General features: G+C 63.1%; 14 protein-coding genes. 9 read left to right on the top strand and 5 right to left on the bottom strand.

The annotated features are described in order from the left end of the window. Positions 1-30: 30 nt before the first annotated feature. The 3 genes from ABX74_RS17040 to ABX74_RS17030 all read left to right on the top strand — a co-directional run bounded on the left by ABX74_RS17040 (position 31) and on the right by ABX74_RS17030 (position 4,576). Positions 31-654 carry a TIGR03085 family metal-binding protein gene (locus ABX74_RS17040; RefSeq protein WP_003942175.1) on the top strand — a complete coding sequence of 208 codons (624 nt, stop codon included), beginning with the start codon at positions 31-33 and terminating at the stop codon, positions 652-654. Between the two features lie 124 nt (positions 655-778). Beyond that, complete coding sequence (locus ABX74_RS17035; RefSeq protein WP_019748180.1) at positions 779-3,550, top strand: DNA translocase FtsK; 2,772 nt, start codon at positions 779-781, stop codon at positions 3,548-3,550. 45 nt (positions 3,551-3,595) lie between these two features. Further along, positions 3,596-4,576, top strand: a complete 981-nt coding sequence (locus tag ABX74_RS17030; protein WP_047889287.1) for a TerC family protein — start codon at positions 3,596-3,598, stop codon at positions 4,574-4,576. A gap of 10 nt (positions 4,577-4,586) precedes the next feature. Here ABX74_RS17030 and ABX74_RS17025 read toward each other — a convergent pair whose 3' ends face one another. Beyond that, positions 4,587-4,871, bottom strand: a complete 285-nt coding sequence (locus ABX74_RS17025) for a YciI family protein (protein WP_020907517.1) — start codon at positions 4,869-4,871, stop codon at positions 4,587-4,589. 59 nt (positions 4,872-4,930) lie between these two features. Continuing rightward, positions 4,931-5,455, bottom strand: a complete 525-nt coding sequence (locus tag ABX74_RS17020) for an amino-acid N-acetyltransferase (RefSeq protein WP_019748183.1) — start codon at positions 5,453-5,455, stop codon at positions 4,931-4,933. 120 nt (positions 5,456-5,575) lie between these two features. Here ABX74_RS17020 and pgsA point away from each other — a divergent pair, with 120 nt between their 5' ends. From pgsA to pspM, 5 genes are all read left to right on the top strand, one after another. Next, positions 5,576-6,217 carry a CDP-diacylglycerol--glycerol-3-phosphate 3-phosphatidyltransferase gene (gene pgsA / locus ABX74_RS17015; RefSeq protein WP_019748184.1) on the top strand — a complete coding sequence of 214 codons (642 nt, stop codon included), beginning with the start codon at positions 5,576-5,578 and terminating at the stop codon, positions 6,215-6,217. Then, positions 6,214-6,711 (top strand): CinA family protein, encoded by a 498-nt coding sequence (locus tag ABX74_RS17010; protein ID WP_021333594.1) that lies wholly within the window; start codon positions 6,214-6,216, stop codon positions 6,709-6,711. Before pgsA ends, ABX74_RS17010 begins: the two co-directional genes overlap by 4 nt. Positions 6,712-6,801: 90 nt before the next feature. Further along, a complete protein-coding gene (locus ABX74_RS17005; RefSeq protein WP_003942191.1) occupies positions 6,802-7,182 on the top strand; it encodes a helix-turn-helix domain-containing protein in 381 nt (126 codons plus the stop codon). A gap of 156 nt (positions 7,183-7,338) precedes the next feature. After that, positions 7,339-8,151, top strand: coding sequence for a phage shock protein PspA (gene pspA / locus ABX74_RS17000; RefSeq protein ID WP_003942098.1), 813 nt, complete (start codon positions 7,339-7,341; stop codon positions 8,149-8,151). A 31-nt stretch (positions 8,152-8,182) separates the two neighbouring features. Continuing rightward, positions 8,183-9,028 (top strand): phage shock envelope stress response protein PspM, encoded by an 846-nt coding sequence (gene pspM / locus ABX74_RS16995; protein ID WP_223257948.1) that lies wholly within the window; start codon positions 8,183-8,185, stop codon positions 9,026-9,028. 39 nt (positions 9,029-9,067) lie between these two features. Here the strand turns inward: pspM and ABX74_RS16990 are convergent, their stop codons facing one another. The 3 genes from ABX74_RS16990 to ABX74_RS16980 are packed head-to-tail and all read right to left on the bottom strand — an operon-like array spanning position 9,068 to position 10,953. Further along, complete coding sequence (locus ABX74_RS16990; RefSeq protein WP_020969466.1) at positions 9,068-9,673, bottom strand: energy-coupling factor transporter transmembrane component T family protein; 606 nt, start codon at positions 9,671-9,673, stop codon at positions 9,068-9,070. Then, positions 9,670-10,350 (bottom strand): energy-coupling factor ABC transporter ATP-binding protein, encoded by a 681-nt coding sequence (locus ABX74_RS16985; RefSeq protein ID WP_047889285.1) that lies wholly within the window; start codon positions 10,348-10,350, stop codon positions 9,670-9,672. Before ABX74_RS16985 ends, ABX74_RS16990 begins: the two co-directional genes overlap by 4 nt. A 6-nt stretch (positions 10,351-10,356) precedes the next feature. Next, on the bottom strand, positions 10,357-10,953 hold the full coding sequence (locus ABX74_RS16980) for a biotin transporter BioY (protein ID WP_019748189.1): 597 nt from the start codon (positions 10,951-10,953) through the stop codon (positions 10,357-10,359). A 237-nt stretch (positions 10,954-11,190) separates the two neighbouring features. On the opposite strand from ABX74_RS16980, the gene ABX74_RS30435 reads away from it, so the two are divergent. After that, on the top strand, positions 11,191-11,367 hold the full coding sequence (locus tag ABX74_RS30435) for a hypothetical protein (protein ID WP_003942133.1): 177 nt from the start codon (positions 11,191-11,193) through the stop codon (positions 11,365-11,367). Positions 11,368-11,373: the final 6 nt, after the last annotated feature.

Genomic DNA, 11,373 nt, shown 5'->3' with positions numbered 1-11,373 from the left:
ACCCGGTCCGGTTCGAGTACTTTGGCGAAGGTGACCTTCGCTCATGACGAACGACTCGCCCTGGTGGACAGCATGGTCGAGTTCGGCCCCGATGCTCCGACACTGTGTGGGGAGTGGACCAATCGTGACCTGGCAGCACATCTGATTGTCCGGGAGCGGCGTCTCGACGCCGCTCCCGGAATCATGTTGAGCCCTCTTGCCGGTCACACCGAGAGCGTGCGAAAGGCCGCAGCGGCGCGTCCGTGGGAGGAGATCCTCGACGACGTTCGGAGCGGGCCGCCGCGATGGTCGCCGATGTACTGGCTCGACGCGCAGGTCAACACCACCGAGATGTTCGTTCACCACGAAGACGTACGCCGCGCACATCTGAACTGGGCGCCGCGTCCGTTGTCGGAGGGTCGGCAGGCTCAGCTGTGGAAGTACGCACGCCAGATCGGCAAGATGGGCTACCGCAAGGCCGCTGTCGAGGTAATTTTCGAACTTCCCTCCGGCGAGAGTGCGGTCGTCCATAAATCCGGCTCTCGCAGTGTTGTCTTGCAGGGCGAACCCGCCGAGTTGCTGCTGCACGCATTCGGTCGCAACGAAGTGAAGATCGAAGCCAAAGGTGAACTGGCCGACGTCCAATCCGTGATGGCGCTCGATCGCAGTTTCTGATTGCCTTTTTCAACCTGAGTGGCGCTCGACAGACGGGTTGCGAAGATCACGTTTCGCACTCGCGACCAGTGTTGCTGGTGTTGCGGATGGTCCAGATGGGGTCGCACAGACTAGCCTGAACTCCATGGCAGGTAAGTCGAGCGCCCGGGGATCCAGTACAAGCACGTCCACGTCCAGGGCATCGACCAGGTCGTCAGCCTCCACTCCGAGTGCGCGCACGACCGCAAAACCTCGCACCTCCCGCACCACACGGACCGTGTCGACTCCTCGGAACGTCACGACTTCGGCCAGGGCTGGTGGGCGCCCGGCCTCGGGCAAAGGCTCCAAGCCAGCGCCCAAGAAGGCCTCCGGTACGTCGTCGGCCGCGCGCCGCCCGGTATCGAAAACGTCTCAGCGGGCCAGTCCGTTGGCGGCTGTCGGCAAGGGAATCGGAGCCGGGTGGTCCCTGGCTGCCCGCGGCGTCGGCGCCACCACACGCACCGTCAGTAAGGTCGGCGAGATCGAAGCCGGCCACCGCCGCGACGGAATAGCGCTCGGCCTGATCGCATTCAGCGTCGTCATCGCCGGCGGCGTCTGGTTCAAGGCCGGTGGTCCGATCGGCGGCGGCATCGACACCCTTGTGCGCGCTATCTTCGGCGCGGCCTCGGCCGTGCTCCCCATCGTCGGCGTCGGCCTCGCGATCCTGTTGATGCGCACAGAACCGAAACCTGAGATCCGCCCCCGACTGATCATGGGATCGTTGCTGGTCGGTCTGCCGGCGCTCGGCCTCTGGCACATCATCTCGGGTTCACCGACAGACTCCACCGGTCGCTCCAACGGTGCAGGGTTCGTCGGGTACGTCGTGGGCGGCCCGCTCACCAACGGGCTCACCGTCTGGCTGTCTGCGCCGCTGCTGGTCATCGCCGCCGGATTCGGAATCCTCCTTCTGACCGGAACCACGCTGCGTGAGGTGCCGAGCAAGTTCCAGTCGTTCTTCGGTGCCTCGTATCGCTCGGACGAATACGGCGACTACGGATCCGAATTCGACGAGGACGGCGAGCACCACTACGGCGAATCTGCTTACGATCCTTCACTGTTCGACGCCGACGGCTACCCGGTCGACACCTACGCCGAGCCACCGCTCAAGCCCGCCAAGCGGACCAGCCGACGCGCACCGATCGACAACTACCCGACGGACGAGTTCGAATCCGGCGACAAGAAGACCGAAGTACTCGGTCTGTGGAACGCCGACGACACCGCAGTACCCGACGAGCCCGTCGTGGCTGCTGCCGCGCCCGTCGTGGAGACTCCGGCGCCGCGCCCCAAGGTGCCGGCCCGTTCCGTCCCTATCGCCAAGCCTGTGCCGAAACCCGAACCGGAGCCGGAGGAGAAGGAACACTTCGTCACCGATCGGGTCACCGACGGCGACTACAACCTCCCTCCGACGACGTTGCTGATCGAAGGGGACCCGCCCAAGCTCCGCAGTTCTGCGAACGACGCGATGATCGAAGCGATCAGCGAGGTCCTCGAACAGTTCAAGATCGACGCCGCCGTGACCGGATTCACCCGAGGCCCGACAGTGACGCGGTACGAGGTCGAACTCGGCCCAGGCGTGAAGGTCGAGAAGATCACCGCGCTCGCCCGCAACATCGCCTATGCAGTGGCTACCGACAACGTCCGTCTCCTGGCCCCCATTCCGGGTAAGTCCGCCGTGGGCATCGAGGTACCGAACTCCGACCGCGAAATGGTTCGCCTCGCCGACGTGCTGAACGCGCCGAGCACCCGACGCGATCACCATCCACTGGTGATCGGTCTGGGCAAGGACATCGAAGGTGACTTCGTCAGTGCCAACCTCGCGAAGATGCCCCACCTCCTGGTGGCAGGTTCGACCGGCTCGGGTAAGTCGAGCTTCGTGAACTCGATGCTCGTCTCGTTGCTCACCCGAGCAACGCCGGAAGAAGTACGGATGATCCTCATCGACCCGAAGATGGTCGAGCTCACGCCGTACGAAGGTATCCCGCACCTGATCACGCCGATCATCACTCAGCCGAAGAAGGCCGCGGCAGCGCTGGCCTGGTTGGTCGAGGAGATGGAACAGCGTTACCAGGACATGCAGGCCAACCGGGTGCGTCATATCGACGACTTCAACTCCAAGGTCAAGTCCGGCGAAATCACCGCCCCGCTGGGCAGCGAGCGCGTCTACCGTCCGTACCCGTACATCCTGGCAATTGTGGACGAGCTGGCCGACCTCATGATGACCGCTCCCCGCGACGTCGAAGAAGCGATTGTCCGCATCACGCAGAAAGCCCGTGCTGCCGGTATCCACCTGGTGCTGGCAACGCAGCGCCCGTCCGTCGACGTCGTCACCGGCCTGATCAAGACCAACGTGCCGTCTCGTCTGGCGTTCGCGACGTCTTCACTGACGGACTCGCGAGTCATCCTCGATCAGCCAGGCGCCGAGAAGCTCATCGGTATGGGTGACGGCCTCTTCCTGCCCATGGGTGCGGGTAAGCCGACCCGTATGCAGGGCGCGTTCATCACCGACGAAGAAATCTCGGCGGTCGTCGACTTCGCGAAGAACCAGGCGGAGCCCGAGTACACCGAAGGTGTCACCGCGCAGAAGGCCGGGGAGAAGAAAGACGTCGACCCCGACATCGGCGACGACATGGATGTCCTCTTGCAGGCCGTGGAATTGGTGATCACCAGCCAGTTCGGTTCGACGTCGATGCTTCAGCGCAAGCTGCGAGTCGGGTTCGCCAAGGCCGGCCGACTGATGGACCTCATGGAAAATCGTGGCGTAGTCGGACCCAGCGAGGGCTCGAAGGCCCGCGAGGTACTCATGAAGCCTGAGGAACTCGACGGTCTGCTGTGGTCGATTCGCGGCGGCGACCCGGATGAGGCACCCGCAGACGAGTAGGGACACCTCGGCGGACAAGCCGTCGACAGACGACCGGAGGAACCCGTGCATGTGACGCCGTTGGCTTGGGGAATCACGATCGCGGTGATCCTCGGCCTGTTCGTCTTCGACTTCTTCGCCCACGTCCGCACTCCGCATGCGCCGACCTTCCGGGAGTCCGCATTCTGGTCGACGGTCTACATCTCGATCGCCATCGTCTTCGGCCTCGTCGTGATGTGGATCTGGGGCACCACGTACGGCGGTGAGTACTTCGCCGGCTATGTCACGGAAAAGGCGCTCTCGGTCGACAATCTGTTCGTCTTCGTGATCATCATGTCGACCTTCGCGGTACCACGAGAGTTCCAGCAGAAGGTATTGCTGATCGGTATCGTCCTCGCGTTGGTGATGCGCGGAATCTTCATCGGTGTCGGTGCCGCCGCCATCAACGCATACAGCTGGGTGTTCTACCTCTTCGGTGCGTTCTTGATCTACACCGCGTACACCCTGATCCGCGATCACGGGCATGAGAAGGAAGCCGAGGAGAAGCGCGACAGTCGCATCATCTCGCTCGTGAAACGGGTGCTGCCGACTACCGAGGAATACGACGGCGACAAGTTGATCACCCGGATCGACGGCAAGCGCGTCGTGACTCCGTTGTTGTTGGCGCTCATCGCAATCGGCTTTGCCGACGTGCTCTTCGCGCTCGATTCGATTCCGGCGATCTACGGTCTGACCCAGGAACCGTATCTGGTCTTCACCGCCAACGCCTTCGCGCTGATGGGCCTACGGCAGCTGTACTTCCTGATCGGCGGGTTGCTCGAACGGCTGGTCTATCTCTCGTACGGGCTCTCGATAATCTTGGCGTTCATCGGTGTGAAGCTGGTACTTCACGCGTTGCACGAGAACACGCTCTCGTTCGTCAACGGAGGTGAACACGTCTCCGTGCCGGAAATCTCCACGGCACTCTCACTCGGAGTGATCATCGGAGTATTGGCGGTGACGACGGTCGCGAGCCTGTTGAAGACTCGCGACCGGGCCGGGGAGTAGGCCGACGCTCTCAGGCGCTGAACTGACCCAACACCGGAACCCACTCGGTGATCCGGACCTTCTCGATCAAATCGGCGATCGCGAACGGATCGTGGGTGAAGAGGAGTGAAACGGTGTCGGCGTCAGCGGCGTCGACGATGATCAGCGCGCCGTTTCCATCTGCAAACGGGCCAGATGACAGAACGATCGAGCGGGAAACCAGATCCGCGAGCCAGGCGCGGTGATCGCTGCGGACTTCGTCGCGCTGAGGGTTCTTCTCGGGTGCGTAGGTGTATTCGACGAGGAACAACGACATCGTGAACCGCTTTCGGAGGCTGGTGATCGAGACGGGTGTGTTTGAAGAGTCTGAACGGTTCAGAGAGTCAGGAGCATGCGAGTATTGCCGAGTGTGTTGGGTTTCACATAGCTCAGATCGAGGAACTCGGCGACGCCGGCGTCGTAGGACCGACACATTTCGGCATAGACCTCGGCGGTGACGGGAGTGCCGTCGATCTCCGCGAATCCGTGACGGTGGAAGAACTCGGTCTCGAACGTCAAAACGAACAACCGTTCCAACTCCAATTCCTTGGCGACCTCGATGAGTTTGTCGACGACGTGGAAACCTGCGCCCTGCCCTTTCGCAGTCGGATCGACTGCGACGGTGCGGATCTCACCCAGGTCCGCCCACAGCACATGCAGTGCGCCGCAAGCGATTACCTGGTCACCCCGCTCGGCGACCCAGAACTCCTGGACTGCCTCGTACAGCGTCACGAGATTCTTCTCGAGCAGGATCTTGCCGGCGTAGATGTCGATCAGACGCTTGATTTCGGGGATGTCCGACGTTCGCGCGCGACGCACGATCAACTGGCTCTCGGTATAGGTCGGCGCGGTCGAAGTCATGTGGTGCACATTAGTCAATGGCCCTACCGATATTCTAAGTCGCGTGCCTGTCCGCCCCACGCAATTCCCGCGCCGCTCGGCTGTATCCCGGGTTCGGCTCACCGCCTGTGCGGTGATCCGATGAGTACCCCGCGCGATCAGACCGACGCCCATCGCGCCGCCGTCGGCCCGTCCGACGGCACACCTGTCGCGGACAACCCGGTTCCGTTGCTGAACATCGCGAACATTCTCACGATGATCCGAATGGTTCTCGTTCCGGTGTTTCTCGTTGTTCTGTTCGTCGACGGCGGACACTCGACGTGGTGGCGTCTCGGGGCGATGGGCGTGTTCATCGTCGCCGCGATCACGGATCGGATCGACGGCCAATTGGCTCGGAAGTACGGTCTGGTCACCGATTTCGGGAAACTCATGGACCCGATCGCGGACAAGGCGCTGATCGGAGCCGCGCTGATCGGGCTCTCGGTTCTCGGTGACCTGTCGTGGTGGGTGACCGGAGTGATCATCGCCAGGGAACTCGGAATCACGCTGCTGCGGTTCGCGGTTCTGCGGCACGCGGTCATCCCGGCGGGCAAGGGCGGCAAGCTCAAGACCCTCGTGCAGGCCGTTGCGATCGGGTTCTACCTCTGCCCGCTGCCGAGCAGTTGGGACATCGTCAGCGGGCTGCTGATGGCTGCTGCCGTCGTGCTGACGGTGGCGACGGGAATCGAATACATCGTGCAGGCGATCAGGCTTCGCGCCGGAGTTCGCGCAGTCGAGTCATGACCGACCCGCTGCTCGGACTCGGAGTGGTCGAACTTGTCGAGGCCCTCGGCGCCGCGAAGCAGACTGTCGCCGCCGCCGAATCTCTGACAGCAGGGTTGTTCACGGCTGCAGTCGCGTCGGTGCCGGGGTCGAGCGCGGTGCTGCGCGGGGGCCTGGTCGTGTACGCGACCGACCTGAAAGCAACGCTGGCTGGTGTGGATCCAAGCCGCCTGGCAACGGACGGCCCCGTGTCCGAGAGCACGGCGGTGGCATTGGCGCTCGGTGCCCGGACGAAGTGCGGTGCGGACTGGGGTATCGGTCTGACCGGAGTCGCCGGTCCGAGTGAGCAGGACGGACACCCGGTCGGAACAGTGTTTCTCGGTATCGCCGGCCCTGACGGAACCGAATGCGAACCGCTCGCGCTCGGCGGCGAACGGTGGGAGATTCGGACAACCGCGGTCGCGACTGCCGTGTCGCGGTTGCGTGATCGTGTCGTAGAGCGTGCGGCACGATAGGCTCGGGAACCAATCGGATGTGTTCGGACGTTGACGATTGTGAAGACGTACGACCATGCACGATGAGGTCACGGATGAAGGAGGAGCGAGATGGCGCTGCTATTGCGTGAGGCAATCGGTGACAGTCTCCGGCGTACGCGCGTTTCGCAGAGCCGCACGCTACGTGAGGTGTCGAACAGCGCGCGTGTGAGCTTGGGCTATCTGTCCGAAGTGGAACGTGGACGTAAGGAAGCATCGAGCGAATTGTTGGCGGCGATCTGTGATGCGCTCGCAGTCCCACTGTCCGACGTGCTGGTCGACGTGAGCGAGACCCTGGCCACGAAGAAGAGCGCTCCGGTAGCTGGTCGGCAGGTTGCCGAACCTGCCGTGTCGGCTTCCGGTTCTGTCTCGGCTTCCGGTTCGCCGACTATCGCACGCGATACCCGCGTCGTGATTCCGGCACCGAACGCTCGAAGGTTGGCGGCGGCGTAGCCACTACCGGCCGTAACCGATAGATTTTGTACGTAACCGCCGGTTTCCAGCAGGTGGGGTCAGAGCAGATAGGGCGCAGCCCTTGTTTCGGTGCGCGACGGTCGCGCTCCGGGTCGCGTTCGGCGCGGCGCATCAGATGGAGGCAGGATCAAACCAATGGCTAATCCTTTCGTCAAGGGCTGGAAGTACCTGATGGCGCTCTTCAATTCGAAGATCGATGAGAAGGCAGATCCAAAGGTTCAGATTCAGCAGGCGATCGAGGACGCACAGCGCCAGCATCAGGCGTTGTCCCAGCAGGCTGCGTCGGTGATCGGTAATCAGCGTCAACTCGAGATGAAGCTCAGCCGTCAACTCGACGAGGTCGAAAAGCTCAACGCCAACGCGCGCCAGGCAGTCAACCTCGCCGATCAGGCCGCTGCTGCCGGCGACAACGACAAGGCGATTCAGTACACCAACGCTGCAGAAGCTTTTGCGGCCCAGTTGGTGACGGCCGAGCAGGGCGTCGAGGATCTGAAGGCACTGCACGACCAGTCCTTGCAGGCAGCCGCTCAGGCCAAGAAGGCCGTCGAGCAGAACGCGATGACTCTGCAGGCAAAGGTTGCCGAGCGCACCAAGCTGCTCAGCCAGCTCGAGCAGGCCAAGATGCAGGAGCGCGTGAGCGAGTCCCTTCGTTCCATGGACAGCACGCTGTCGGCTCCGGGCAACACACCCAGCCTCGATGCTGTGCGCGACAAGATCGAACGTCGCTACGCTGACGCACTCGGCTCGGCCGAGCTCGCCCAGAACTCCGTTCAGGGCCGCATGATGGAGGTCCAGCAGGCCTCGGTCCAGATGGCAGGGCACAGTCGCCTCGAGCAGATTCGTGCATCTATGAAGGGCGAGGCGCTGCCGTCCGGCGGCGCAGCAGCCACTCCCGCGACTCCGTCCGTCGAGAAGCAGCCCCCGGCTGCCGGTCAGACCGGGCAGTAGCCGAATCCTCGATGTCGGCAGTGATGCTCTGATGTTTTCTTCACGAGACGGTCGATCTGGGCGTGAGCCCCGGTCGGCCGTTCCCGTTTCCGTATCCGGCGCTTTCGGAGCCTTGGGACGCACCGCGGATACATTGCGCGAGGTCGGGCTTTCGGCGGCGGATGCCGCTCGGCGGTGGCAGGACCCGCGGGCCAAATTCGAGCGCAAGCGTGCCCGTGCGCGCCGACGCGCTCAGCGTTGGGGTTTCATGTCCGGCGGATCCGTGGTCGGCACGGCCGGCCTCGCCGTCGCGTCGGCTCCAGAGTGGTCGGTGGTCGTGGCAGGCGGGGGAGCGGCACTGTTCGCGGTTCCCGCCGTGATCGCGGTCGGCCGCTACCGTTCGATGAGTTCCGCCCCACCGCCGTCAGCGCCGATTCGCCGGCGGTTGCCACCGTCGTCGTCTCGCGCGTTCATCCCGATGTCGCGCCTCATCGGCGCCGAGACTTCGCTGTTCGAGATCTTGAGTGTGCTCAGACGCGCCGACACCATCGACCCCGGTGAGTTGGACGAAATCACTGTTACCGCCGATTCGGCACTGAGAGCGATGTTCGCGGTGTCTTCGGATGTCGTCGCGATGGAACGCGCCGTGGCCGCGACGCCGAAGGTAACCGAACCTCTTGATCCCACCATCGACGGCGCAGTCCGTGAGTTGCAGTCGGGGCTGGATCAGTACGAGGATCTGGTGACCTCTGCAGCTGCTCTGACAGCGCCTCACAGCCCGTCGGCGCTGGTGGGGTTCAACCGAGAACTCTCGGCGCTGCACGCGGCCGCCGAGCGACTCTCGGCGCTTGCCGACGCCATCGGCGAGGTGGACGACATCACCCGCAAGTACAACTGATCGGCTCTCGCGCCTGATCGATGCAGACTGTTCGACATCTCAGTCGTCGGCGCCGCGGGCCGCCAATGCTTCACCCATTGCGTCCGCGGTCATCAGGGTGCCGACGATGACCGGCACTGCGAAGGATCGCAGCGAGAATCCGAGCCCTCGCGCCTTGCGTGCCTCGGACACCTGTGTGATGACCTCGAACATCAGCGGGATACACCGGATCGTCATTGCGAGGAGCAAAGCAATCCGTTCGGGATTGACGCCGAAGCGTCGCAAGGGTGTCAGAAATCTGGTGATCGCGTCGAGCATCTCGGAGATCCGTGTGGTCAGACCCATGATCGCCGCGAAGGCGATCGAAATGATCAGAACCCCGCAAACGACGGCCGCTCGCTGCCATCCCGCGACTATCAGCTGGAACGCCCCGATGAAGAGCAACATCCACAGCGCCGGACGCAGCTGCCGGATCGCAGTCATCGGAGGAATGCGCGCAATCGCGTACAGGGCCACAACGACGATCGTGGGAGCTGCCAGTTGCCACGGCTCACGCACGAAGATCGAGACGGCGAGGATGGCCACGACCAAGGCGAAGAGCTTGATCCCCGTCGGCATCCGGTGCAGGAGTGAGCAGCCCGGACGGTAGACGCCGAGAGTGGTCACGAGACCAACGACCGGTAGTGGTCGATGGAGTCGGCGGGGGAGCCGTCAGCGACGACGCGGCCTTGGTCGACGACCAACACCCGTTCGAAGGATTCGAGGAGATCGAGTTGGTGGGTCACGACGATCAGTTGCTGATCGAGTGACTCGAATACCGAACTGATCAGCCGAGAGTTGCGAAGGTCGAGGAGCGTGGTGGGTTCGTCGGCGACGAGTACGTTCGGTTCCGTCACCATGATGGCCGCGAGCGCGAGGAGCTGTTTCTGCCCGCCGGAAAGCTGGTGGGTGGGATGGTCGGCGTGCCCGGCGAGGCCGTAGCGTTCGAGCACCGAGGCCACCTTTGCGGCGCGCTCGGTTTTGCCCAATCCGCTACGGCGGAGCGAGAATTCGATGTCTTCGGCAACCGTCGGCATCACGATCTGGTGGTTGGGATCGGTGAAGACGAATCCGACCTGCTTGCGTACGTCGCGGCCCTTCTTCGCCGTGTCCAAGCCGTTGACGTGGACGTGTCCTTCCGTTGGAACGACCAGTCCGTTGATCATGCGAGCGAGGGTCGACTTGCCGCTTCCGTTCGCACCCACGATTCCAATTCGCTGCTCGCTCAGTCGCAGATTTATCTGCTGCAGGACCGTTCGTTCACCGAAGCTGTGTCCGACGTTCTCGAAGACGATCTCACTCATCGGAGATTAATTCGCCACCACGGTCTTGTTCGACGAGATCACCGAGTCGCGCAGCAGTGCTGGGTATGCCCGATGGACCTGGGACGCGACCAACGCGGTGACGACCGCTTTTGCGGCGTCGAGAGGAATGAAGGCGGCGTTGGCCGACCATGCGGCAACGAAGCTCATGTGTCCGCGGACCATCATTCCGACGATGCCGAACGCGTAGAGAATGACCACGCCGCCGAGAAGGTTGATGCCGATGCCCGCGATGATCCGGTACTTGGGCAGCATCTTGGCAGTCAGCCATCCGATGACAAACGCCGTCGGGATCCAACCGATGAGGAATCCGGCTGTCGGGCTGGAGAGAGACACGAGTGCGGTGCGACCGCCGGCAAGGACCGGTAGACCGACCAATCCCAGGGCAATGACCGTCAGGACGGCGAGAACACCCTTGCGCGGTCCGAGTAGAGCGCCGGCCATCATGACGCCCATGGACTGAAGTGTGATCGGCACGCCGGAAATGCCGATGTTGATCGACCCGGGTAGGCCCAGCGCGATGATGAGTGCGGCGAAGACGGCTACATGCGCGAGATCGCGAGCGGGGAAACGGGTCGTAGACACTGCGGACGTGCTCCTTCGTCATGCGGGATCGAACTTCGCGAGTTTACGCCAGGAGCAAGCTCCGATGGGTTGGACACCTGACCTGCGTGAGGGCCGGTCTCGGGGTGAACCCTGATCTTTACCTGAACTTGCCGCTGAGCTGCTGCTTTGTCACGCCAGACCTGTCAGGCTGGTTCTACGGACGACGCAGCACCTGTCCGATTCGACTGAATATTCAACGGCACGTTGGAGGCAAGCATGTTTTGGAAGATCGTTTTGGCCGTCGTACTGGTGTGGGTCGCACTCGCGGTGGTCGGTGCGCTGATCAAGGGGCTTTTCTGGGTTCTGGTGGTCGGCGCTGTCGGCTTCGGAATCTATTTCCTGGTGAAGGCGATGTCGGGAAGTGACGACAATTCGCCCGCTTCGCGGTTCTGACGGGCA

It is taken from the genome of Rhodococcus sp. ARP2, assembly GCF_001029585.1.
GTDB lineage: Bacteria > Actinomycetota > Actinomycetes > Mycobacteriales > Mycobacteriaceae > Rhodococcus_F > Rhodococcus_F erythropolis.
The sequence above is the reverse complement of the archived record's forward strand: the minus strand, read 5'-3'. Positions and strand labels throughout refer to the sequence as shown.